Source organism: Streptomyces sp. RKAG337 (assembly GCF_023701715.1).
Lineage (GTDB): Bacteria > Actinomycetota > Actinomycetes > Streptomycetales > Streptomycetaceae > Actinacidiphila.
Window position 1 is genome coordinate 536106 of sequence record NZ_JAJOZA010000001.1, and the last position, 24504, is coordinate 560609.

General features: G+C 70.4%; 18 protein-coding genes and 2 pseudogenes. 7 read left to right on the forward strand and 13 right to left on the reverse strand.

The window, feature by feature from the left end:
* Window positions 1-12 precede the first annotated feature (12 nt).
* From LNW73_RS02315 to LNW73_RS02360, 10 genes are all read right to left on the reverse strand, one after another.
* Window positions 13-834 (reverse strand): glycosyltransferase family 2 protein, encoded by an 822-nt coding sequence (locus tag LNW73_RS02315; RefSeq protein ID WP_250988653.1) that lies wholly within the window; start codon window positions 832-834, stop codon window positions 13-15.
* Window positions 831-2042, reverse strand: coding sequence for an acyltransferase family protein (locus LNW73_RS02320; RefSeq protein ID WP_250988654.1), 1212 nt, complete (start codon window positions 2040-2042; stop codon window positions 831-833). Before LNW73_RS02320 ends, LNW73_RS02315 begins: the two co-directional genes overlap by 4 nt.
* A 1-nt stretch (window position 2043) precedes the next feature.
* Window positions 2044-2934 (reverse strand): hypothetical protein, encoded by an 891-nt coding sequence (locus LNW73_RS02325; RefSeq protein ID WP_250988655.1) that lies wholly within the window; start codon window positions 2932-2934, stop codon window positions 2044-2046.
* A gap of 329 nt (window positions 2935-3263) precedes the next feature.
* A complete protein-coding gene (locus LNW73_RS02330; RefSeq protein ID WP_250988656.1) occupies window positions 3264-4853 on the reverse strand; it encodes a lipopolysaccharide biosynthesis protein in 1590 nt (529 codons plus the stop codon).
* Window positions 4854-4892: 39 nt separating this feature from the next.
* Window positions 4893-5774, reverse strand: a complete 882-nt coding sequence (locus LNW73_RS02335) for a chain length determinant protein (protein ID WP_250988657.1) — start codon at window positions 5772-5774, stop codon at window positions 4893-4895.
* Between the two features lie 199 nt (window positions 5775-5973).
* On the reverse strand, window positions 5974-7098 hold the full coding sequence (gene wecB / locus LNW73_RS02340) for a non-hydrolyzing UDP-N-acetylglucosamine 2-epimerase (protein WP_250988658.1): 1125 nt from the start codon (window positions 7096-7098) through the stop codon (window positions 5974-5976).
* A gap of 4 nt (window positions 7099-7102) precedes the next feature.
* Window positions 7103-8362 carry a nucleotide sugar dehydrogenase gene (locus LNW73_RS02345; RefSeq protein ID WP_250988659.1) on the reverse strand — a complete coding sequence of 420 codons (1260 nt, stop codon included), beginning with the start codon at window positions 8360-8362 and terminating at the stop codon, window positions 7103-7105.
* Window positions 8362-9129 carry a WecB/TagA/CpsF family glycosyltransferase gene (locus LNW73_RS02350; RefSeq protein ID WP_250978962.1) on the reverse strand — a complete coding sequence of 256 codons (768 nt, stop codon included), beginning with the start codon at window positions 9127-9129 and terminating at the stop codon, window positions 8362-8364. The genes LNW73_RS02345 and LNW73_RS02350 overlap by 1 nt, the downstream gene beginning before the upstream one ends.
* Window positions 9126-10289 (reverse strand): hypothetical protein, encoded by a 1164-nt coding sequence (locus LNW73_RS02355; protein ID WP_250988660.1) that lies wholly within the window; start codon window positions 10287-10289, stop codon window positions 9126-9128. Before LNW73_RS02355 ends, LNW73_RS02350 begins: the two co-directional genes overlap by 4 nt.
* A 573-nt stretch (window positions 10290-10862) precedes the next feature.
* A complete protein-coding gene (locus LNW73_RS02360) occupies window positions 10863-11462 on the reverse strand; it encodes an acyltransferase (RefSeq protein ID WP_250978960.1) in 600 nt (199 codons plus the stop codon).
* A gap of 324 nt (window positions 11463-11786) precedes the next feature.
* On the opposite strand from LNW73_RS02360, the gene LNW73_RS02365 reads away from it, so the two are divergent.
* The 4 genes and pseudogenes from LNW73_RS02365 to LNW73_RS02385 all read left to right on the forward strand — a co-directional run.
* The gene (locus LNW73_RS02365) at window positions 11787-14684 is read left to right on the forward strand and encodes a glycosyl hydrolase family 95 catalytic domain-containing protein (protein ID WP_308407629.1); all 2898 of its coding nucleotides are present in this window, start codon (window positions 11787-11789) and stop codon (window positions 14682-14684) included.
* Between the two features lie 116 nt (window positions 14685-14800).
* Window positions 14801-15376: a DUF421 domain-containing protein gene (locus tag LNW73_RS02375; RefSeq protein ID WP_250978959.1), complete on the forward strand. Its 576-nt coding sequence runs from the start codon at window positions 14801-14803 to the stop codon at window positions 15374-15376.
* Between the two features lie 115 nt (window positions 15377-15491).
* Window positions 15492-15806: pseudogene (locus LNW73_RS02380) on the forward strand (LysR family transcriptional regulator); the annotation flags it as partial.
* Between the two features lie 218 nt (window positions 15807-16024).
* Window positions 16025-16345, forward strand: a pseudogene (locus LNW73_RS02385) (NAD(P)-dependent oxidoreductase); the annotation flags it as partial.
* Window positions 16346-16417: 72 nt separating this feature from the next.
* On the opposite strand, the gene LNW73_RS02390 reads toward LNW73_RS02385, so the two are convergent.
* Window positions 16418-18637 carry an NADP-dependent isocitrate dehydrogenase gene (locus tag LNW73_RS02390; RefSeq protein WP_250978958.1) on the reverse strand — a complete coding sequence of 740 codons (2220 nt, stop codon included), beginning with the start codon at window positions 18635-18637 and terminating at the stop codon, window positions 16418-16420.
* A 292-nt stretch (window positions 18638-18929) separates the two neighbouring features.
* Between LNW73_RS02390 and LNW73_RS02395 the strand changes: the two genes are divergently transcribed.
* The 3 genes from LNW73_RS02395 to LNW73_RS02405 all read left to right on the forward strand — a co-directional run bounded on the left by LNW73_RS02395 (window position 18930) and on the right by LNW73_RS02405 (window position 23029).
* Complete coding sequence (locus LNW73_RS02395) at window positions 18930-19748, forward strand: S1 family peptidase (protein WP_250988661.1); 819 nt, start codon at window positions 18930-18932, stop codon at window positions 19746-19748.
* A gap of 142 nt (window positions 19749-19890) precedes the next feature.
* The gene (locus LNW73_RS02400) at window positions 19891-20757 is read left to right on the forward strand and encodes an Fpg/Nei family DNA glycosylase (RefSeq protein ID WP_250988662.1); all 867 of its coding nucleotides are present in this window, start codon (window positions 19891-19893) and stop codon (window positions 20755-20757) included.
* Window positions 20758-20950: 193 nt separating this feature from the next.
* Window positions 20951-23029 (forward strand): APC family permease, encoded by a 2079-nt coding sequence (locus tag LNW73_RS02405; protein WP_250988663.1) that lies wholly within the window; start codon window positions 20951-20953, stop codon window positions 23027-23029.
* On the opposite strand, the gene LNW73_RS02410 is transcribed toward LNW73_RS02405, so the two are convergent.
* Together LNW73_RS02410 and LNW73_RS02415 are read right to left on the reverse strand one after the other, a co-directional pair.
* On the reverse strand, window positions 22981-23694 hold the full coding sequence (locus tag LNW73_RS02410) for a response regulator (protein ID WP_250988664.1): 714 nt from the start codon (window positions 23692-23694) through the stop codon (window positions 22981-22983). The genes LNW73_RS02405 and LNW73_RS02410 overlap by 49 nt on opposite strands.
* Window positions 23695-23836: 142 nt before the next feature.
* Window positions 23837-24502 (reverse strand): potassium-transporting ATPase subunit C, encoded by a 666-nt coding sequence (locus LNW73_RS02415; protein ID WP_250988665.1) that lies wholly within the window; start codon window positions 24500-24502, stop codon window positions 23837-23839.
* Window positions 24503-24504: the final 2 nt, after the last annotated feature.

Below are 24504 nucleotides of genomic sequence, written 5' to 3' on the forward strand. Positions count from 1 at the left end.
GCCGGACAGGCCCTAGACGGGCGGCGCCGAGCCCTCCCACGCCGTGTAGAAGCTCGCCGGGTTCACCAGGTACCGGACGGTGGGGCACGGCACATGCCGCACCTCGTGCCGTCTGCTGTAGCGGCGGATGAGCTCCCAGTCCTCCCGCGGCAGCACCTCGGGCGTCCGGCGCAGCCGGCTGAAGTGCAACGAGCCGTTGCGGCGGGCCACGAAGGCGTTGGTGTCCAGGAAGGATTCCCGGGCCGACCTGCGGCGGTCGAAGGGCACCGACAGGATGTCCATCTCCGTCCCGTCGGGCAGGACGCGGCGCAGCGCGGTGTAGACGCCGTCGGGTCCGCCGGGCGCCTCCAGCACCGCCAGCGCCTGTTCCAGGTGGTCCGGCTCCCACAGGTTGTCGTCGTCCAGGAAGGCGACGTACCGCGAGCGGGTCAGCCGGATCCCGACATTGCGGACGATGCCCGCGGTGGCCGTGTTCCGGGACAGCGACACCGCGAACAGCCGCGGGTCGTCGGGCAGTTCGGGCAGCCCCGCGCAGTCGTCCACGACGATGACGACGTGGTCCCGTACGGTCTGGTCCAGCGCGGAACGTACCGCTTCGAGCAGTGCCTCCGGGCGCCGGTGGGTGGCGATCACGGTCGCGACCAGCGCTTCGGGAGCCTGCCCCAGGACAGCCGAAAGCCGGGCCGTCTCGGCGGTCTCCAAGCGGCGCAGCCGCAGGGCGGAGGGCGCCAGCACGAGCTTGTTCCTGGTCTCGAAGAGCACCAGCCAGCCGAAGGCCCACTTGAGCAGTTCCCAGGGGGCGCGGGCGATACGACGCATCGTGTCCTCTCTCATGTCGCCGTTCCGGGACGTGCGTGGTGTCCGCGGCGTCGCCCGGAGCCGCCGCTCAGCAGCAGGTGGAGCGGCCGTTCGACGATCCGCCACAGCAGCGCGGCAGCACACAGGGAGCCGGCCAGCATGGCCAGTTCCACCGCGATCACCTGCGCCGCCCCCCAGTCGGGGGCGCCCGCCGCCGGGACGTGCAGTGCCTTGCTCGCGAAGCGGATGACGAGTTGGTGCACCATGTAGAAGGCGAAGGAGACCTCGCCCAGCCAGACCGCCCGGCGGGTCGACCACAGCGTGCGCCGCCCCGCGAGGTCGGCGGTGGCGAGCGCCGGGATCAGCAGCGCCAACGGTACGACGGTGGCCGCGACGTAGCCGAAGCGCACCGGAAGATAGCCGACCGACACATACGCGGCGACCAGGAGCAGGCCGGCGGCCCAGATCGGGAAGCGGATCCACTGCCCGGTGCGGACGATCCGGGCGAGCACCATGCCGAGGCAGAACTCGCTGATCCGGGTGGCCGGCAGGACGTAGAGGAACCAGTACGCGGTCGGCTCCGACCAGCCCGCCGTGACCAGCGGGAGGCAGCAGGTCAGCACGGTCAACCCGGCCGCCAGCGGCCACAGCGCCCGCGGGCCGAGCCGGGTCAGGCCGCGCAGCAGCCAGGGGAAGAGCAGGTAGAAGAAGGCCTCGCAGGAGAGCGACCAGGAGACGGTGTTCAGCCCGAAGTAGACGTCCGGGTCACGGCTCCAGGACTGGACGAGCAGCAGGTTCGGGACGACGACGCCCGGCGAGCCGCCGCCGGTGGCCGATGCCGCTCCCCCGGCCACGGCGACCAGCGCGGCGAGCGCGGTGATCAGATGGTTCGGGTAGACCTTCGCGGCGCGTTTGCGCCAGCTCCGGCGGGCTCGCTCCCCCGGCCTGGCGGACCAGGTCAGCACGAAGCCGCTGAGGATGAAGAAGAAGGACACGCCGATCGCGCCGTGCCCGAACACCCGGCCCAGCAGCAGGTCGCCGCTGGACCCGGCCGGGAAGAGGTGGGCGACCTGCAGATGGAACCCGAACACCAGGAACGCCGCGGCGAACCGCAACCCGGTGAGCGAGGGCAGCCGCCCCCGCTCCGGGGTTTCCGCGGTCGGCGCCGCGGTCGGTTCCGTGGTCGGCGCCACCGCGATGGACCGCGGCGTCAGCCGGCCGGCGTCAGGCACGGCCTCGGTCATGTCATCCCCCAGTAGGTCCTGCTGCGGGCACGACCGGAGTGCCGTCCGACATCCGGTTCCCGCTCCAGACGTTCCCCGACCCGCCGGTGTTCCAGTGCGCGACCGCACCGTAGTGGCCGCTGCCGGGGTGGTACTCCGACGAGAAGACGTTGTTGACGACCTGGATCCCCTTCGCGCCGGCGCCCCCGCCGTACAGCGCGTAGGAGCCGCCGGCCAGCCAGTTGTTGTCCACGACGGTGCTCAGGACCGCGCCGGTGTCGTCGTACAGACCGATGCTCGCGGTCCCGCCCTTCTCGACGCCGACCGGGTTCAGCAGGGTGTTGTGCCGGATGATCAGCGGGGCGGAGCCGGCACCGTCGCTGATCACGGCATCGGTGTGGGCCCACTGGCCGGACGAGTTGATGAACGGGACGAGGCCGTGCACGTAGTTGTCGTGCAGGTTCCCCTGCCCCATGGACAGCGAGTTGCTGAACACCGAGATGTCGCACCATCCCACCTCGATGGAGCTGCCGCCCATGTTGGAGACCCCGTAGTCCTCGCCGCCGTTGTCCGGTCCCTTGCCGGGGATCCCGGTGATGGTCGAGTGCAGCACCCGCAGACCACTGAACTTCGGGCGGAGGTTCACACCCCACCAGTTGGTGGAGGTGATCCGGCTGTCGATGATCGTGACGTTGTTGGCGTAGATGTCGAGCGAGCCGGTGATGTCCCAGCCGCGGATCACCGTGCCGTCCTTGGTGATGCTCAGCGCGCCGGTGTTGTGCGGCTTGAGGGCGATGCGCGGCCCGGTGGTGGTCGCGTCGGGGAAGCCACAGGCGGTGGGCGACGCGCACGGCCCTGATGCCGGGAACTTCCCGGTGCCGGTGCTCGCGCCGCCGGTGGTGGGGGGATGCACCGTCGGGAGGGGTACGGGCGTGCCGCTGCCGGCTCCGGGCACGGTCGTGCTGCTGCCGGGCGTGGGCGTGGGCGGGGCGGCGTCATCGGGGGGAGGCGACCCTCCTGGACACGTCAACGCACTGTCCGGGCAGTCCGCGACCGAGTGCTCACCGGTGCTGGAGCGGGTCGCCAGAAACACGGTCAGTACGCCTGCCAGCAGGACCCCCGCCAGTAAAAGGAGCACTATGCGGCTTCGTCTTCGGAGCATGTGGCCCACCTCGTGGTCTCTCGTCGGTACACGGTGCCGGGCCAGTTGCCCTGGTGCATGTCGTCGGGTGGTTCATGGGTTCACGCGATCTTCCGGTGCCGGCCGCCGCTGGGCCGGGTGCCACGCAGGAAGTCGCGGCTGGGCAGTACGCACACGATGTAGCTGAGCAGCGCGGCGGTGCCGATGGCGAAGAGGGCGGGCTTGCTGTCGCCGATGCCCCGCTCCAGGCCGAGGATGACCGCGGCCATCACGGCCCCGCCGAGGAAGGGCCAGGCGCAGGCCCGGCCGATCGACCGCAGGCTGATGCCTCCCCGGCTGAGCGCGAAGAGGAACACCGGCACCACGAGGCCGCCCGCGACCAGGACATGGCCCTGCGCGACCCCGACGATGCCCTCGGCGCGGCCGGCGAAGATCAGCACCGGGATGAGGGCGACCAGCCACAGGCCCTGCACCATGATCAGCGAACGGCGCTGTCCGATGGCGACCAGGCAGTCGTACGCGAGCTCGCAGCCGATGCGCACCAGTCCGAGCACCATCAGCCAGGGCAGTGCCTTCGCGGCGGGAAGCCACTGGTCCCCGTAGACGAGTCCGACGATCGGGCCCGCGAGGACCCCCAGCAGCACGCACAGCGGGACCGTGCCGGTGATCAGGACGCCCAGCGCTCGGCTGAACCCCTGGGCGAGCGCCTGTGGCGAGTCGGCCAGCCGGGAGAACCCGGCGAAGGAGACCCGGCGCGCCGCCTCGGAGATGATCCGCACGGGCCAGCCCGACATGTTGAACGCGAGCACGTAAAAGCCCAGCGCCACCTTGCCGGTGGTCGAGCCGACCACCATCGTGTCCACGTTGACCACGCCGAGGGCCAGCATGCTGGCCCCGGCGAGCGGCAGCCCGAACCGGAGCAGCGCCCGCGCCTGCTCCGGGTCCCAGCCGAACCTCAGCGTCCCCGGGGCCGCCAGACAGCAGCCGATCAGAGCCGCGACGTTCCCCACCACCGCTCCCCAGGCGAAGCTCATCGCGCCCCAGCCCTCGAAGGCCAGCAGCAGGGTCACCGCCGTGCTCAGCACGAAGTTGAGGGCGTCGATGACCATCCGTTTGCCCTGCGCGAACTCACGGGTGAGGAAGCCGGCGGGCACCTGCGACAGCCCGTCGAGCACCACACAGATGCACATCACCCGCAGCACGCCCGAGGCTTCGGGCGAGCCCAGCAGCCGCGCCACGGTCGGAGCCGCGGTGAACAGCGCCACGTACAGCACACAGCTGGAGATCGCGCTCAGGGTCAGCACGGTCGGCGCGAACCGGCGGGCGTCGCCCTCCCAGCGCACGATGGCCAGCCCGACGCCGAGTTCGTTCGCGGACAGCAGGACCAGCAGCACCGTCTGGGCGATGCCGTACACGCCCCACGCCGCCGGCCCCAGGACGAAGCGCGCCAGGATGATCCCCGTCGCGAAGTTGCCCAGTCGCATGACGACGGTGTTGATCAGGCTCCACCGGGCGGCCGACCTGACCTTCTGGCCCAGCGACGGCGGGGCCGGGGCCGTTTCCAGGTCGGCTGCCGGCCCGAGGGCGGATTCCGTGCCGGGCCCGGCCCCGTCGAGCACCGGGGGGACGGATACGCCGGTCGTACCGGGCGTTTCGCCGGCCGTGGCGGCCGTTACGCGTGCCCTCTCCATGAGACGACTCCTTGTCGAGCGGCTCGCAGGATGCGCGGGTCACACAAACCGATGCGCTTCTGTCTCGGTTGCTTCGGAGTCGGACTCCTCGACGGGCTTCGACCACCGGGGCGCCGGCCGGACCGTCGGTGTTGCCGTGGATGGTGCCGCGGGCTGTCCGGCCGGCTCCCCCGCCGCCGTCTTCTGGACCGCGGCCGGTTGCGGCGCCGCCGGCTGAACGGCGGCCGGCGGAACGGGACCTGCGACCGGCGGTGCCGCCGGCTGCTCGTCCGTCCCGTCCTCGACGGCCAGCACGCTCGCGACCACCGGCTGCGAGGCGGGCCGCGGCCGCCGCCGGGCCTCGACGTAGAACGCGGCCACCATGCTGGACACGAACCCCAGCAGGCCGGCCATGATCAGGTATTGCAGCCGCTTCTTGGTCTCGGCCACCGGGTTCTGCGGGGGCACGACCGTCGTCATTCGGATCATGGCGTTCGGAGCCACCGACTGCTCTGTCTGGAACTGCTTCAACCGGGCCTCGGCGTACGTCGTCAGGATCTTGTCCGACTCCAGAACGCTCGCCGGGTCGGTACCCGTCACCGTGAGCCACATGAGCGGGCCCTGCGCGTTGTCGGCGATCTTCGCCTGGTAGACCCCGGTGAGGCCCTGCGCCCTGAGGTCCACGATCGAGGCATCGGAGTTCAGGTTGCGGGCGAGGCTGTCCGCCATCCCCGTGAGCGAGGTCTGCGTGCTCAGGAAGGGGTTGCCGTCGAAGGCGACGGTGGCCTTCTGCGAGTTGAGGAGCGCCACCGTGCTCTGCGACTGGTACGTGACCGGCACCATCAGATACACACCGGCCGTCAGAGCTGCGGTGAGCAGCAGTCCGGGCAGCAGCACGTACCAACGCCTGCGCATGACCCGGCAGATCTCTGCGAGATCCATGGTGTTCCCCCTCGCGGCCCACGTTCGTGGGTATCGCGCGCCGCGGCGGCCGCGGCACTGTCGTATCTGTTCCGGTCGCCGGCCCGCCCCCGTGCCGACTGTGATCGAGCATATGGTGCATCCGGACCGGGTGCGGCCTGTTCCGGCCCCACTTCGGGCGGCCGTCCCACCGGCCGCCCGACTCCCGTCCGGACCGTACCTAGTTGCCCGGGTCGTCCTGCACCCGCAGGTCGGTGGGTCTCAGCCGGCCGCTCGCGCCGCCCCCTCCCAGCAGGACCTCGGCGATGCGGTCGCTGGCGTGACCGTCCCACAGCTCCGGGCAGCGGGCCGCGGGCGGGTTGTCGAGCACCCGGTTCACCGTGGCGACGATCCGCTCGGGATCCCGGCCCGCCAGCACGTTGGTGCCCTGCTCGACGGTGATCGGGCGTTCCGTGTTGTCCCGCAGGGTCACGCACGGCACGCCCAGCGCGGTGGTCTCCTCCTGGATGCCGCCCGAATCGGTCAGGACGACACGGGCGGAGTCCTGCAGGGCGATGAAGTCGAGGTACCCGGCCGCCGGCACCAGCCGGATCCCGCCGGGCACGCCCAGTTCGGCCAGCCGCCCGGCCGCCCGCGGGTGCACGGGCAGCAGCAGCGGACAGCGGCCGGCGATCTCGCCGAGCGCCTTCAGCAGCGCGGTGAGCGACTCCGGGTCGTCCACGTTGGCCGGCCGGTGCAGGGTGACCAGCCCGTACTCGCCCCGGGTGAGCCCGTACCGCTCCAGGACGTCCGACTTCCTGGCCCGTTCCAGGTTGGCGAGCAGGGTGTCGATCATGACGTTGCCGACGACATGGATCTGGTCGTCCCGGTACCCCTCGGCGCGCAGGTTCACCGCGGCGTCGGGCGACGGGGCCAGCAGATAGTCGCTGACCCGGTCGGTGGCGACGCGGTTGACCTCCTCCGGCATGCTCCAGTCGCGGCTGCGCAGCCCGGCCTCGACATGGGCCAGCAGCGGGCCGGCCTTCGCCGTCACCAGGGCGCAGGCGAGGGTGGAGTTGATGTCCCCGACCACCACCACCGCGTCCGGTGCCACCTCGTCGAGCAGCGGCTCGAAGGCCGCCATCACCCGTCCGGTCTGCTCGGCGTGCGTGCCCGAGCCGACGCCGAGGAAGCGGTCGGGGGGACGGATGCCGAGGTCGCGGAAGAACACCTCGTTCATGGACTCGTCGTAGTGCTGTCCGGTGTGGACGAGAACCACCTCGGCGCCCCTGCGTTCCAGGGCGTCCATCACCGGTTTGATCTTCATGTAGTTGGGTCGCGCTCCGGCGACGCAGATGATCCTCATCGGGTCAGAGCACCTCGATCGTGGGTCCGGCGGACAGCTTGCGACGGCAGTCCAGGACGAAGGAGGCGTGCTCCGTGACGAGGTCGTAGTCGAAGGAGTCGTGGTCGGTGAGCAGGACGACCACATCGGCCGCCGCCAGCTCCTTCTGGGTCGGCTCGACCCGGACGAGCCGGGTGTCGACCGCCATGCTCTCCACCACGTGCGGGTCCGCCGCCCTGACCTTGGCGCCCATGTTGAGCAGCAGCTGGGAGATCCGCAGCGCCGGCGACTCACGGGCGTCGCCGGTGTTCTTCTTGTAGGCCAGTCCGAGCAGCAGGACGCGCGAGCCGTTCACCGAGCGGCGCTTGGTGTTGAGCACGTCGATGATCCGGCGCGTCACGTAGTCGGGCATGTGGCTGTTGATGTCGTTCGCCAGCTCGACGAAGCGGAAGCTCTGGCCGAGCTCACGCTGTACCCGCCAGGACAGGTACGAGGGGTCGATCGGCAGGCAGTGGCCGCCGACGCCGGGTCCCGGGGTGAACTTCATGAAGCCGAACGGCTTGCTGGACGCCGCTTCGATGGCCTGCCAGACGTCGATGTCGAGGTGGCGCGCGAACATCGCTATCTCGTTGACCAGCGCGATGTTCACATGCCGGAAGGTGTTCTCGAGCAGCTTGGCCAGTTCGGCCTCCTTCGGCGAGCCGACCGGCACCGTCGTGTCGACCAGGTCGTCGTAGAAGCTCTGCACGGCCTTCAGGGACGCCGCGTCGACTCCCGAGACCACCTTCGGCGTCTGCTGGAAGCCCCAGACGGGGTTTCCGGGGTCGATGCGCTCCGGGCTGTAGCCGAGATGGAAGTCGGCTCCGGCGGTCAGTCCCGAACCGTCCTCCAGGAGCGGTCCGAACAGCTCCTGGGTGGTGCCCGGATAGGTGGTCGACTCCAGGACGACCGTCGCCCCGGGGCGCAGATAGCGGGCCAGCGTGCGCGCCGACTCCTCGATGTAGCGCAGGTCCGGCACACCTTCGTGCAACGGGGTCGGCACGGTCACCACGGCGACGTCGAAGCCGCCGCAGTCCCGGGCCGACTCGCTCGCCCGGTACGCACCGCTCGCCGTGACGGCGCGCAGCCGCTCGGAGGAGACGTCCTCGACGTAGGACTCCCCCGCCGCCAGGCTCTTGACCCGCTGGGTGGCCACGTCGTAGCCGATCACCTCGTGACCGACCTCCGCGGCCCGAACGGCCAGTGGCAGCCCGACATATCCCTGTCCCACCACGACGACGCGCATCAGTATCTCCTGTTCGCGAAACCGGTTGCCGGTGTGCGGTGGATGAGCTCCCGCGCCGTCATGGCGAGGAAGAGAGCGTTGGTGGTGAAGTAGCGCTTGCCGAGCCGCCGCGGTTCCTGCAGCGTCCGGTAGAACCACTCGAGGCCCATCCGCTGCCAGACCTCGGGCGCTCGCTTGGTGATGCCGGCCAGGATGTCGAAGGAGCCGCCGACGCCGTGCACGACATGGGCGTCGGTCCGCTTGCCGTAGCCGGCGGTGAAGATCTCCTTCTTGGGCGACGTCATCCCGAGGAACAGCAGCTGTGCGCCGCTGTCGGCGATCGCGTCGGCGACGGCCTCCTGCTCGGAGTCGGCGAAGTAGCCGTTGCGGCTGCCGGCCACCCGCAGGGCGGGGAAGCGCAGACCGACCTGCCGCAGCATCATCTGCAGCACCTCCTCCTTGGCGCCGAGGAAGTAGACGGACATGTCCGCCTTCTCGGCCGCCGCGAGCAGGCGCATGAACAGGTCGATGCCCGCCACCCGCTCCGGCAGCGGTGCCCGCAGCACCTTGCCGGCCCAGACCACCGCCTGTCCGTCGGCGAGGACGAGGTCGCAGCCGGCCACCGCGTGGGCGAGTTGGGGATCGCGCCGCATGTTCACCAGCTTCGCGGCGTTGACCATCCCTATTTCGAGCTGTTCGCTGTTCCGCACCGCTTCGAGGCAGCGCTGAACGGTCTCATCCATCGTCATGGCGTCCAGTGCGACGCCGAACAAGATCTGCCGCTTCATCTCTGCGCTCCCCCGAGCCATGCGAACAGCATCCAGCCGAACTCGTACGGCCGGCACTCGCGGTCCACCGAGGCCGGGCGGAACACCCGGTCGAGCGGTGTGAGCCGTGCCGCCGGAGCGACGCGGGTGGTGAGCCCGCGGGCGGCGCGGACGGCCTTCTTCGGGTCGCCGCGGTAGACCTTGCGCCAGGTGACGCCGAGCTCGTCGAGGATCAACGGCTCGGCGCCGGCGGACCGGGTCAGCTCCGGTACCTCCGTCATCCAGCGCAGCCCGCTGCGGATCGACGCGGCGAAATCGGTGCCTCCCGCGTCGGCGAGGTCGAACAGCGCGGTCGGGGCCATCGCGTGCTGGTGGACGCTGTAGACGGGATAGCCCTCCACGACACCCGCCCGGCGCGCGTCGTAGTGCCACCACCACTGGCCGCCGTCGCCCTGCAGTGCGCAGATGCGGGTGGCGCACGCGTCGGACGCGGCGAGCGCCTCCGGGTCGTCACCGCTCGCATGGGCGCGGGCCAGCGCCTGCAACGGGTAGGTCTGGTCGGCGAAGCACGCCACATGCGACCGGTACCAGGGCACGAGGCCGGGTCCGGTGGCGTGCGGGAACAGCGGGCTGTTGCCGATCCTGGCGCGCAGCAGCCGGTCACGGGCGGCGGTGAGCCGGCCTTCGACGTCCACCGTGCCGCGGGCGGCCGCCAGGGCGGACAGCACCCAGGCCGCCTCGACCGTGTACTGGGGCCGGCCGGGCTCGTCGAGTGCGGCGACCCGTTCGAGCGCGTCCGACAGTTTCGGGTGGCCGGTCTCGGCGGCGGCCCAGGCGATGAGCGCCGCGTCCCCGAGGTTGCGCACCGCGGGCAGCCGCTGGACCAGCAGTCCGGTGAACTCCTCGGCGGTGTGCCCGCCGAGGACGGCGCGCTGCCGGTCCTCGGGCAGGAACCTGGCGCCCAGCGCGGTGATCGCCGCGTACCGGGTGCTCGTCCCGCGCTGCTCCAGGTGCCAGGAGCCGTCGGGAGCGGCGGTTCCCGCCCTGGTGAAGACGAAGGTGTCGCTGCCGGGGAGGTACATCCCGGGCAGTCCCGCCTCGGCCACCGCGAGGAGGCGTTCGGCGAGGGCGTGCAGCGGCTGGTCCGCGGCCGCCAGTGCTCCCAGTCGATCCGTGGTCATCGAACCCTCACCCCGATCACACACATGGCGGGGTGTTGCACGGTCGGTTCGGTGCGGATGATCGGTTCGGTGCGGATGAAACGTTCATGCCGTTGATCAGGCCGTCGGTCCTCCCGACGGCGCCCGCTGTGCACACCCGGCGAATCGGGTGCGTCGGCGAGACGTCTGCGCGGACCACGTATGTCCGAGCGGTGCGGCTCTGGCACACCTACCCCCCCTCTGGTCTCTCCTGGTTCAGACTTGCGGTTCTCGCTCCGCGGAGAGGGCCGTGCGTGACGCCGCCCGGTTCGGCCTCACGGCATCGCCCCCCGATGCCGTGCGCCGCTCGAACGTCGCACTACCTGCGTGCCCTTCCGACCACGTGTCGGAATCAGCCACGCCTGAACAGGCAGCATCCGTCGAAGCGGTTCTCACTTCGACCCAACTGCCACAGGTGCCCCCACCGCGTACAAACCCCCACTGCGCACCGCTTGTTGCGTGCTCAGCTCGCGCGTACATACACACGGTATGCCTACGGATGTTCGCTGATCGGCGTTTTGAGGAAATGGCGCCGCTCAACCTCTGTGTGCCTCGTCAGCCACGCTCGAAGAGCGCGCCGTCCTTCTCGTCGTGCAGCACGCCGGTGCTGGGACACTCCCAGACGCCCGGCTCGCCGTCGCGCTCCAGCAGCTTGACCCCGGCCCGGCCGACCCAGCCGATCCGTCGCGCCGGCACCCCCGCCACCAGGGCGAAGTCCGGTACGTCCCGGGTGACCACGGCCCCCGCCGCGACCAGTGCCCAGCGGCCGACCCGCACCGGTGCCACACACACCGAACGGGCGCCCAGCGAGGCGCCTTCCGAGACCTCCACACCGACGGGCTCCCAGTCCCCGCCGCGCTTCTGCTTGCCCTCCGGATCCACCGAACGCGGATAGAAGTCGTTGGTGAGCACGACGGCCGGGCCGACGAAGACGCCGTCGCCGAGCACTGCCGGCTCGTAGACCAGTGCGTAGTTCTGCAGCTTCACGTTGTCGCCGATCCGGACTCCCGGACCGACGTAGGCACCCCGGCCCACGATGCAACTGCGACCGAGCCGGGCCTGCTCACGGATCTGCGCCAGATCCCAGACGGTGGTCCCGTCGCCGAGTTCGGCCGTGTCGTCGACCTGGGAGGTGGGTTGAATCCTGACACTCACGGCGCTGTCCCCTAACGGCGGGCGAGGGTGCACAAGTTGTGCAGGTCGAGCATAGGGGCTGTGAAGAGATCAGCCCCCGTCAGTCAACGGACTGTTCACGGAATCGCCTTCGGGACCGCATTCGGGACCGGATCCGGCCAGGGCCGCCGCCGACGCCGGAACGGTGGCTTGGACTCTTCGACGGAGCTGCTGGACTCCCGGGTTGCCGACGTCACGGGTCTTGACATGCCCGAGCGCCGGAACGGGAGACTACGGCGTCAAACCTCCGATGACTTGATGGGCGGGGACTGAACCTGTCCGGTGTGTCCCAGGAAGGGAACCTCAATGTCCCGATCTCTCGACCCTCAGCACCGCTCCGAACACTCCGAACGTCCCGAAGGCCCCGAAGGTCCTGAACGCACCGCGGGAGGTTCGTCGCCGTCCCGCCGCGCGTTCCTCGGCGGCTCGGCCGGTGCGATTCTGGCCCTCGCCGGGCTGCCGCGGTTCACCGCGCACGCGGATCCGGCCATCGTCCGCCCGTCCGCGGCGTCGCTGGTGCCCGAGGCCGATGCCGTGGCGTTGTGGTACCCGGCTCCGGCGAGCGAGGCCACGATCATGGAACAGGGCCTGCCCATCGGCAACGGCCGGCTCGGCGCGATGGTCGGCGGCCATCCCTCGCGGGACTTCCTCTACCTCTCCGACGCCACCCTGTGGACGGGCGGCCCGAACGCGTCCCTGGGCTCCGACGGACAGTTCCCCTACGGCGCCGGCGATTTCGGCACCTTCGGGCTGCTGGCCAAGGCGTTCCTGAACCTCCCGGCGCACACCCCCGCCGCGGTGACCGACTACCGGCGCCGGCTCGACCTCAGCAACGGGCTCGTCACCACCACCTACCGGCTCGGCGGTGTCACGTACCGCCGTGAGGTGTACTCCAGCCACCCCGACGAGGTGATCGTGGTGCGGCTGACGCAGAGCGGCGGCGGCTCGTACACCGGTGGTCTGACGCTGAACGGGACCCGCGGCGAGGCCGTCACCGCCGACAGCGCGGCGGCCACCGCGTCGTTCGCCGGCACGCTCGCCAATGGCCTGAAGTACGCCACCGCCGTACGGGCCACCGGAACCGGTGGAACGCTCTCCGCGGCCGGCTCCGACGTCACGTTCTCCGGGTGTACCGAGGTGCTGCTCGTCATCAGTGGCGGCACCAACTACTCTCCCACCGCCGCCGGGTTCAAGGACCCGTCCGCCGATCCGAAGGCCATCGCGGCCACCCGTGCCGCCACCGCCGCCGGGCTCGGCGGCGCCGCGCTGCTGGCCACCCACACGACCGACTACCAGACGTTGTTCACCTCGATGACGGTCAGCCTCGGCACGTCCTCGGCCGCGCAGCGGGCGCTGGACACCGGCGCCCGGCTCACCGCCCGCGCGGCTTCCGGCGCCGCCCCCGACCCGGAGCTGGAGGCCTCCTACCTGCAGTTCGGCCGCTATCTGATGATCACCGGTTCGCGCGGCAGCGTTCCGCTGAACCTCCAGGGCCTGTGGCTGGACCGCAACGATCCGGACTGGATGGGCGACTACCACACCGATATCAACGTCCAGATGAACTACTGGCTGGCCGACCGGGCGGGCCTCGCCGGCTGCTTCGAGGCGTTCGCGGAGTACTGCCTCGGGCAGCTGCCGTACTGGCAGGACCGTACCCGGACGCTGTTCAACGACTCCCGCAACGGCTTCCGCAACAGCAACGGCAGGATCGCCGGCTGGACCACCGCCATCTCCACCAACGTCTGGGGCGGCCTCGGATGGTGGTGGCATCCGGCCGGCAACGCCTGGATCGGCAACTCGCTGTTCGAGCACTACGAGTACACCCAGGACGCCGGCTATCTGGCCAGGATCTACCCGCTGCTCAAGGGCGCCTGCGAGTTCTGGGAGGCGCGGCTGATCACCACCACCGTCACCGACCCGGCCACCGGGGCCTCCCGCCAGGTGCTCATCGACGACAGCGACTGGTCACCCGAGCAGGGGCCGACCAACGCGAAGGGGATCACCTACGCGCAGGAACTGGTCTGGCAGCTCTTCGAGAACTACCGCACCGCCTGCGCCGCCCTGGGCCGGGACGGCGCGTACGCCGCCACCGTCGCGGGGCTGCAGAGCCGGCTGTATCTGCCGCAGGTCAGCGCCACCACGGGCTGGCTGGAGGAGTGGATGAGCAACGACAACCTCGGGGAGACGACCCATCGCCATCTCTCCCCGCTGATCGGCCTGTTCCCCGGCGACCGCGTCAATCCCGCCACCAGCCCGGCCGCGCTGCTCACCGGCGTCACCGACCTGCTCACGGCCCGCGGCATGGAGAGCTTCGGCTGGGCCTGCGCCTGGCGGGCGCTGTGCTGGGCGCGGCTGCGCAACGCCGACAAGGCCTACCAGCTGGTGCTCACCGTGCTGAAGCCGTCGGTCGGCCACAGCAACGGTGCGGCGGCCAACATGTTCGACATGTACAGCATGGGCTCCCGGTCCACCTTCCAGATCGACGCCAACTTCGGTACGCCGAGCGCCATGATCGAGATGCTGGTCCAGTCCCGGCCCGGCACCGTCGAGCTGCTTCCCGCGCTGCCCGGCGCCTGGGCGGCGGCGGGCAGCGTCACCGGCATCGGCGTCCGCGGCGGCTTCACCGTCGGGTTCGCCTGGAGCACGGGCCAGGTCACGTCGATCACGCTGCACAGCGTGGGCGGCACCCGTACGACGGTCCGGGCCGGCGCCTGGAGCCAGGACGTCACGCTCTCCCCCGGTGGCACCACCACCCTGGTCCCCACCCCCGCGCCGACCGTCTTCACCCTGGTCAACCGCCGCAGTGGCAAGGCCATCGACGTGCCCGGCGGCTCCACCTCCACCGGTACGGCGCTCATCCAGTACGGCGCGCACGGCGGAACGAACCAGCAGTGGACGTTCACCGGAACGGGCGCCACCGGCAGTGAGCGGTTCCGGATCACCAATGTCCACTCCGGACTGGCGATGGACGTCAACGGCGGGTCGACGGCCGACGGCGCCACCATCATCCAGTGGACCCCGTCGGGCAGCACCAACCAGCAGTGGACGCTGGCCGACGCGGGCGGCGGCTACGTCAAGATCGTGAGCCTGCGCAGCGGCAAGCTCCTCGGGGTGGCCGGGGACTCCACCGCCGATCTGGCCGCCGTCGTGCAGCAGACCGACACCGGCAGCACGAGCCAGCAGTGGCGGCGGACGGCCGTGTGAGCGGCGGCGCGGCGCACGGGGGTGACCCGTGCGCCGGACCGCCGGCGCGTAGCGTGACCCTCTGCGTTGCCGGGCCGGCGGGTCCTGGCGAGCGTCACCGTCCCTGAGGAGTTGTCGTGTGGCATGACCTGATGTCCGTTCAGGTGCCGATCGCGGAGAAGATCGTCCGCACCGTCCTGGTCTACGCCCTGATCCTGATCCTGTTCCGGCTGGCCGGAAAACGGGGCCTGGCGAACCTGAACACCTTCGACTTCGTCGTGATCTTCCTGCTGTCCAACGTCGTGCAAAACGCGATCATCGGGGCGGACAACAGCCTGCTCGGCGGGGTGATCGGCGCGTTCACCCTGATCGCCGTCAACTCCGCGGTGAACCGCTGGCTGGCCGGCGACCCCCGCGCGGAACGGCTGCTGGAAGGAACCCCGACCACCGTCATCGAGGACGGCGAGCTCGTGCCGCAGGCCATGCGCGATCTGGCGCTGAGGTCCGCCGAGATCGAGCACGCGGTCCGGATGCAGAACGGCGAGGCCATCGCGGATGTGGCCTCGGGCCGGCTGGAACCGGACGGCCATCTGATCATCACCCTCAAGCCCGCCGAGCAGAACGCCACCCGCGGTGACGTCGAGGCGCTGCAGGCCCGCCTGACGGCGATCGAGAACCTGCTGAAGGACCTCGCCGCGGGCCGGCCCTCGTAGGTCGTGTCCTTGAAGTCCCGCCAGGGCACCATGAGGCCATGCTGCTGCGTCAACTGGAGTACTCGTCGCGCTGGCCCGGGAGCGGCACTTCGCCCGCGCGGCGGCGGCCTGCTACGTGTCCCAGCCGTCGTTGTCCGCCGGGATACGCCGGCTGGAGCATGAGCTGGACGTGCCCATCGTGCGGCGTGGTCAGCGCTTCGAGGGCCTGACACCCGAGGGGGAACGGGTGCTGCTGTGGGCGCACCGGATCCTGGCCGAACGGGACGCGCTGCGGCAGGAGCTGTCGGCGATGCGCGGCGGCCTCACCGGGACGCTGCGGCTGGGCGCCATCCCCACCGCGATGACGGTGGCGTCCCTGCTGACGACGCCGTTCTGCGAACAGCACCCGCGGGCCCGGATCTCCCTGGAGTCCCTGTCCTCGCGCAGCATCGGCCGCCGGCTGGAGGAGTTCGACCTCGACATCGCGCTGACCTATCTGGACGACGACAGTCTGCGGTCCCGCTGTACGAGGAGCGGTATCTGCTGCTCACCCCGAAGGACGGCCCGCTGGCGGAGCTCGTATCTGACCGCCGACCGCATCGCGCGGGCGAAGAACCTGAAGCTGGCGATCACCGCGGGCATCGGCTCCGACCATGTGGACCTGGACGCCGCGCGAAGATCTGCGACCGGGACGCGGTCGACCGCGCGCTGCGCGGCGGACAGCTCGCGGGGTACGCCGGTGACGTCCGGTACCCGCAGCCCGCGGGGCCCGAGCACCCCTGGCGCACCATGCCCCACCACGGCATGACCCCGCACATCTCCGGCTCCACGCTCTCCGCCCAGGCCCGGTACGCCGCGGGGACCCGCGAGATCCTCGAGTCCTGGTTCACCGGTGCGCCCATCCGCGACGAGTACCTCATCGTCGACAAGGGAGCGCCGGCCGGAACGGGCGCCCACTCCTACTCCACCAGCACGCCCGCCGCCCGCTGAGGCCCGGGAAACACGAAGGCCCGCCGGCCCGGGATCGCTCCCGGGCCGGCGGGCCCCGCCGTGCGTCGCTCGTCAGCCGAGGGTCGCGATGGCGTCGTTGAACGTCTTCGACGGACGCATCACGGCCGAGGCCTTGGCGTCGTCGGGACGGTAGTAGCTGCCGATGTCGGTCGGCGAGCCCTGGACGGCGATGAGCTCGTCGACGATGGTCCGCTCCTGCTCGGCCAGCGTCGTGGCCAGACCCGCGAACGCGCCGGCCAGCTGCGCGTCGTCGGTCTGCTTCGCCAGCTCCTGCGCCCAGTACAGCGCCAGGTAGAAGTGGCTGCCGCGGTTGTCGATGCCACCCAGCTTGCGGCTCGGCGACTTGTCCTCGTTGAGGAACGTGCCGGTCGCCCGGTCGAGGGTGTCGGCGAGGACCTGGGCGCGCGCGTTGCCCGTGGTCTGCGCCAGGTGCTCGAAGCTGACCGCGAGGGCGAGGAACTCACCCAGGCTGTCCCAGCGGAGGTAGTTCTCCTTGAGCAGCTGCTGGACGTGCTTGGGGGCGGAGCCGCCGGCGCCCGTCTCGAACAGGCCGCCGCCGTTGATCAGCGGGACGACGGAGAGCATCTTGGCGCTCGTGCCGAGCTCCAGGATCGGGAAGAGGTCCGTCAGGTAGTCGCGCAGCACGTTGCCGGTGACCGAGATGGTGTCCTCGCCGCGGCGGATGCGCTCCAGCGAGAACGCGGTCGCCTGCTCCGGGGTCTTGATCTCGATCTGCAGCCCGTCGGTGTCGTGCTCGGGCAGGTACGCCTTGACCTTGGCGATCAGGTTGGCGTCGTGCGCGCGGCCCTCGTCGAGCCAGAACACGGTCGGGTTGCCGGTGGCGCGGGCCCGCGTCACGGCGAGCTTCACCCAGTCGCGGATCGGCACGTCCTTGGTCTGGCACATGCGGAACACGTCGCCCGCGCCGACCGTCTGCTCGAGTACGGCGTTGCCGTCGGTGTCGACGACCCGGACGGTGCCGGTGGCCGGGATCTCGAAGGTCTTGTCGTGGCTGCCGTACTCCTCGGCCGCCTGCGCCATCAGACCGACGTTCGGGACGGAGCCCATGGTCGCCGGGTCGTAGGCGCCGTGCGCGCGGCAGTCGTCGATGACGACCTGGTAGATGCCGGCGTAGCTGCTGTCGGGGATGACGGCGAGGGTGTCGGCCTCCGAGCCGTCCGGGCCCCACATGTGGCCGGAGGTGCGGATCATGGCCGGCATCGAGGCGTCGACGATGACATCGCTCGGGACGTGCAGGTTGGTGATGCCCCGGTCGGAGTCCACCATGGCCAGCTCGGGGCCCTCGGCGATCTCGGCCTCGAAGGACGCCTTGATCTTCGCGCCCTCGGGCAGCGACTCCAGGCCCTTGAGGATGCCGCCGAGCCCGTCGTTCGGGCTCAGACCGGCCGCGGCCAGGGTCTGGCCGTACTCGGCGAACGTCTTCGGGAAGAAGGCCCGCACGACGTGGCCGAAGATGATCGGGTCGGAGACCTTCATCATCGTGGCCTTCAGGTGCACCGAGAACAGCACGCCCTCGGCCTTGGCCCGGGCGACCTGCGCGGTGAAGAACTCACGCAGCGCGGCGACCCGCATGACGGAAGCGTCCACGACCTCGCCGGCGAGCACGGGTACCGACTCGCGCAGCACCGTGGTGCTGCCGTCGTCGCCCACGAGCTCGATGCGCAGCGAACCGTCCGCGGCGATGACCGTGGACTTCTCGGTGGAGCGGAAGTCGTCGGCGGTCATGTGCGCGACGTTCGTCTTCGAGTCGGCCGTCCACGCGCCCATGCGGTGCGGGTGCGCCTTGGCGTAGTTCTTGACGGACGCGGGTGCGCGGCGGTCGGAGTTGCCCTCGCGGAGCACCGGGTTGACGGCGCTGCCCTTGACCTTGTCGTAGCGGGCGCGGACGTCCCGGTCCTCGTCGGTCTTCGGGTCGTCCGGGTAGTCCGGCAGCGCGTAGCCGATCGACTGCAGCTCGGCGATGGCCGCCTTGAGCTGCGGGATCGAGGCCGAGATGTTCGGCAGCTTGACGATGTTGGCTTCGGGGGTCTTGGCCAGCTTGCCGAGCTCGGCGAGCGCGTCGTCGACACGCTGGTTCTCCGCGAGACGCTCGGGGAAGCTGGCGATGATGCGGCCGCTGAGCGAGATGTCGCGGGTCTCGACGCGGACGCCCGCGGTCGAGGCATAAGCCTGGATCACCGGCAGGAGCGAATACGTCGCCAAGGCCGGGGCCTCGTCAGTGTGCGTATAGATAATGGTCGAGTCAGTCACCAGTACTCCGCTTCACGTCGACAAACGTCTCGACATCAAGATATCTCGTGAGCGCCGCTACCTGAAACCGACCCCCGGCGTCGGGCGGCGGCGCGCCCGCCGTGGCGACTTCCGGGACCGGACATCCGTGGCCGAAAAGGCGCACTTGCCGCAGGGTTCGCTCCGCCAGCACACTCACACCGGCACTCTTGCGGCATCCCCCACCCGAACCGGAAGTCCTGCGGTGCCTTCCGGATTCAAAGTTGTCATGCACCTGTCGCTACGTGCCTTCCCCCACACGAGAGGAAGAACGGTGAAGAACTTCCTGAAGCCACTCGGCCCGCAGCTCGGCCTGAAGCCCCTCAAAAGGTACGCGGCGCTCGGCGCGATCACCCTCGCCGTCTTCAGCCTGCAGCCCCTCAGCGCCCAGGCGACCGCCCCCAGCCCGGAGCCCGGGCCGTCCGTCGTCGGTGGCACCCGCGCGGCGCAGGGCGAGTTCCCCTGGATGGTCCGGCTGTCCATGGGCTGCGGCGGCGCGCTGTACACCCAGCAGATCGTCCTCACCGCCGCGCACTGCGTGAACGGCAGCGGCGCCAACACGTCCATCACCGCCACGGCGGGCGTCGTCGACCTGCAGAGCGGCAGCGCCCTCAAGGTGAAGTCCACCCGGGTGCTGCAGGCCCCCGGCTACAACGGCAGCGGGAAGGACTGGGCGCTGATCAAACTCGCCAAGCCCATCAACCTGCCGACCCTGAACATCGCCGGCACGACCGCGTACAACTCCGGCACGTTCGACATCGCGGGCTGGGGCGCCAGAAGTGAGGGCGGCGGCCAGCAGCGCTACCTCTACAAGGCCAAGGTCCCGTTCGTCAGCGACGCGTCCTGCAGCAGCTCCTACGGCGGCGACCTGATACCCGGCGAGGAGATCTGCGCCGGCCTCTCCCAGGGCGGCGTCGACACCTGCCAGGGCGACTCCGGCGGTCCGATGTTCCGCAAGGACAACAACAACCAGTGGATCCAGGTCGGCATCGTCAGCTGGGGCGAAGGCTGCGCGCGAGCCGGGTACCCGGGCGTCTACACCGAGGTGAGCACCTTCGCCTCCGCAATCCAGAGCGCCGCCGCCGGCCTCTGAGCATCCCCCCACGTACGGTCCGCCGCCCGCGCGAAGCCACGCGCGGGCGGCACCTGCGTTCCCCGGCCCGGCTCGCCGGGGCCGCCTGGGGTGCGGCTCGCCCTATCCGGCCGATCGGCCCGCGCCGGGGCAGACTGAGGACATGCCAGAACTGCCGGAGGTCGAGTCCCTCACCCGCTTCCTGGCCGAACACGTCGTCGGCCGTTCCGTCGCGCGGGTGTACCCGCTCGCCGTCCACGCGCTCAAGACCTACGACCCGCCGCCGAACGCGCTCGAAGGCCTCGTCTTCGAGAGCGTGACCCGGCACGGGAAGTTCCTCGACCTCCAGGCCGGGGACCTGCATCTGGTCATCCATCTCGCCCGCGCCGGCTGGGTGCGCTGGAACGACGCCCTGCCGGCGGAGCCGCCGCGCCCCGGCAAGGGCCCGCTCGCGCTGCGGGTGCGGCTCACCGAACCCGACGGCGCGGGGTTCGACGTCACCGAGGCCGGCACCAAGAAGCACCTCGCGGTCCACGTCGTACGGGATCCGCAGGACGTACCGGGTATCGCGCGGCTGGGGCCCGACCCCCTCTCGGCGGCCTTCACCCCGGAGGCCTTCGCCGGGCTGCTGAAGGACGACCGCCGCCAGATCAAGGGGCTCCTCCGCGACCAGAGCACGATCGCCGGGATCGGCAACGCCTACTCCGACGAGATCCTGCACACCGCCAAGATGTCGCCGTTCAAACTCGCGGCCAACCTCTCCGAGGACGAGGTGGCCCGGATCTACGCGGCGATCGGCTCGACCCTCGCCGACGCGATCGAACGGTCCGGCGGACTCGCCCTGCGCGATCTCAAGAGCGAGAAGAAGAGCGGGCTCCGGGTCCATGGGCGGAAGGGCGAACCCTGCCCGGTCTGCGGCGACACCATCCGCGAGGTGTCCTTCAGCGATTCCGCGCTGCAGTACTGCCCCACCTGCCAGACCGGCGGCAAACCCCTCGCGGACCGGCGGATGTCCCGGCTGCTGAAATAGCGGCCGCCGCCGTATGGATTTCGTTAAGACTGGTGCCCGGCGGCCGGGGCCGTCCCGAACGGCCGACAACACGCCGAGACGCGTATTCCCTTGCTCCGCAAGGCAGTTGGCGGCAGAACGGGCCGGATCGAGAGCCTCGTGACGCCCTCTCCAGCGCGATCCGGGCGGCCTGGCGGCCTTTACGCTCCCCCGCGTGGCGAGAATCGTGGATGGAATCAAGCGGGTAGTCATCGGGCGGGCGTTGCCGAGCGAGGGGTTGCAGGAGACGCTGCTGCCGAAGCGGCTGGCGCTGCCGATCTTCGCGTCGGACCCGCTGTCGTCCGTCGCGTACGCCACGCAGGAGATCCTGCTGGTGCTCACCCTGGGCGGGCTGGCCTTTCTCCACCTGACGACCTGGGTGGCGATAGCCGTGGTGGGACTGATGGCCGTCGTGGTCCTCTCCTACCGGCAGGTCGTGCACGCCTACCCCTCCGGTGGCGGATCGTACGAGGTGGTCGCCACCAACCTCGGCCCCTCCGCGGGGCTGGTCGTCGCCGCGTCACTGCTCGTCGACTACGTGATGACCGTCGCGGTGTCCGTCGCCTCCGGCGTCGACAACATCATCTCCGCGGTGCCCTCGCTCAACGACTACCGCACCGCCATGGCCGTGGGGTTCGTGGCCCTGCTGGCCGCCGTGAACCTGCGCGGCGTGCGCGAGTCCGGCCGGGCGTTCGCCGCCCCCACGTATCTGTTCGTCGCGGGCGTGCTGATCATGTGCGCCACGGGGCTGTTCCGCTGGCTGGTGGGCGACGCCCCGGTGGCGGAGTCCGCCGCCTACGGTGTCACCGCGGCTCCCGGTGACAGCAATCTGACCGGTCTGGCGCTGCTGATGCTGGGGCTGCGGGCGTTCTCCAGCGGCTGCACCGCCCTCACCGGTGTCGAGGCGATCTCGAACGGAGTGCCGGCGTTCCGCAAGCCCAAGTCCCGCAACGCGGCCTCCACGATGACCACGATGGGCCTGATCGCCGTCGTGATGTTCTCCGGCATCACCGCCCTCGCGATGATCGCCAAGGTACACATCACCGAGGACACCTGCCGCCTCACGGGCTTCGCCGGGGACTGCGCGACCACCCCGCAGCGCACCGTCATCGCCCAGCTGGCCGCCGCGATCTTCGGCGGTGACCACAGCTTCGGCTTCTTCTTCATCCAGGCCGCGACCGCGCTCGTTCTGGTCCTGGCCGCCAACACCGCGTTCAACGGCTTCCCGTTGCTGGCGTCGATCCTGGCGCAGCACCGCTACCTGCCCCGTCAGCTCCACACCCGCGGCGACCGGCTCGCGTTCTCCAACGGCATCGTCGCGCTGGCCGTCGTCGCCGGTGGCCTCCTCTGGGTGTTCGACGCGTCGGTCACCAACCTCATCCACCTGTACATCCTGGGCGTCTTCACCTCCTTCACGCTGTCGCAGACCGGCATGGTCCGGCACTGGAACCGTGCCCTGCGCGACGAGACCGATCCGGCCCAGCGCCGCCGGCACCGGACCGCCCGGCTGATCAACGGGCTCGGGGCGTTCGTCACCGGGTTGGTGCTGGTCATCGTGCTGCTGACGAAGTTCCTGCAGGGCGCCTATCTGGCGGTGATCGCCGCCGTGGCGTTGTGGCTGATGATGCGCGGCATCCGGCGGCACTACGACGGAACCGCCGCGGAACTGGCGGTCACCGACCCGGCGGACGAGACGGTGCTGCCCGCTCGCGTGCACGCAGTCGTGCTGGTCTCCAAGATCCACAAACCGACGCTGCGAGCCCTGGCCTACGCCCGCGCCTGCCGCCCCGACACCCTCGAAGCCCTCACCGTCGACGTCGACCGCGACGAGGCCAAGGTCCTCCAGGACCAGTGGGACACCTACGGGATCGAGGTGCCGCTGAAGACGCTGGCGTCGCCCTACCGGGAGGTGACCCGGCCGGTCGTGGAGTATGTACGGTCGCTGAACCGCACCAGCCCGCGCGATGTGATCAGCGTCTTCATCCCCGAGTACGTCGTCGGGCGCTGGTGGGAGAACCTGCTGCACAACCAGTCCGCGCTGTGGCTCAAGAGCCGGCTGCTGTTCACCCCGGGGGTCATGGTCATCAGCGTGCCCTGGCAGCTGAGCTCGTCCGAGCACCGGCCGCAGCGCCCGACCCGCCGCGCCCCTGGCTCCGTCCGCCGCGGCGAACCCGCCCCCGACGACGCGGCCCCGTCGGGAGATCGTCACCGTTCCTCCCACCCCCTTGACCCCGATGCGGTCTCGAAGCGGTAACCCATGCCGGGCAGCGTGATGAGGTGGCGGGGGTGCGCCGGATCCGCTTCGAGTTTGCGTCTGAGCTGGGCCATGTAGACGCGGAGGTAGTTGGTGCGGGTGATGTGGCCGGGGCCCCACACCTCCTGGAGCAGTTGCCGCTGGCTGACGAGCCGTCCCCGCGCCTGGATCAGGATCTCCAGCAGGTGCCATTCCGTGGGGGTGAGACGCAGGTCCCGCCCGGCGCGCCGGATCTTCTTGGCGAGCAGGTCGACGGTGAAGTCGGCGGTCTCGACGAGTGCCGGACCGTCGTAGCGTGCCACGGTCTGCTTCGAACGGATCGCTGCCCGCAGCCGCGCCATCAGCTCGTCCATGCTGAACGGCTTGGTGATGAAATCGTCCGCGCCCGCGTCGAGGGCCTCGACCTTCTCGTCGGAGGTGCTGCGGGCCGAGACCACGAGAATCGGTGCCCGGAACGAGCCGCGCAGTTCCCTGATCACGTCGATGCCGTTCATGTCGGGCAGGCCGAGATCCAGCAGGACGGCGTCGGGTGGCCGTGCGCCGGCGAGATGGAGGGCGGTTCCCCCGTCGGCTGCCGTGTCGACCTCGTACCTGCGTGCCGTCAGATTCATCTCGAGGGCCCGCACGAGCTGTGGTTCGTCCTCCACCACCAGCACCCGGGTCATCGGTGTGCCGCCTTCCTGTCGTGCGTGAGGGAGCGGGGGCGCGTCCGCCGGAACGCGGCCGGGTCTGCGGCCCGAGAGGAACTTCTCGGGCCGCAGACCTCCGACCGCGCCGGCCGTACCCGGCGTGTCCGCGGTAACGCGATCAATGCGCGATGAGCGCTTTGAGGGCGATGTTGAGCTGCAGGACGTTCACCCGCGGCTCACCGATGAAGCCGAGGATCCGGCCGTCGGTGTGGTCCTGCACCAGCTTCTCGACCTGCTGGGCGTCGAGCTTGTTGAGCGCGGCGACCCGGTGGACCTGGAGCTCGGCGTACTCGGGCGAGATCTGCGGGTCGAGGCCGGAGCCGGAGGAGGTGACGGCGTCGGCCGGCACGTCCGAGGGCTTGACCTTGAAGTCCGCCGTGGAGTTGTCCTTGACGACGGCGGCCTTGGCCTCCGTCACCCACTTGATCAGATCCGCGTTGTCGCCGGAGCGGTTGGTGGCTCCGGAGAGGATCAGCGAGTACTGGGTGTTGACGGAGTTGGTGCCCAGGCCGTTGGACGGCCGCGGCTGGAACCACTTCAGGTCGGGCGCGGGAGTCTCCTCGCCGTTCTTCAGCGGCAGGTTGTAGGTCTGCCCGATGAGGCTGGACCCGACGACCTTGCCGCCGTCCTTGATCTCCGAGCCGTTGGCCTTGTTGTTGAACAGGCCCTGGGCGATCCCGGTGATCAGAAGCGGGTAGAGCACGCCGCAGACCAGGGTCAGGACGAGCAGCGCGCGCACCCCGGCTCCGAACAACCGCACGGTGTTTCCAAAGGAGTTGTTCATGA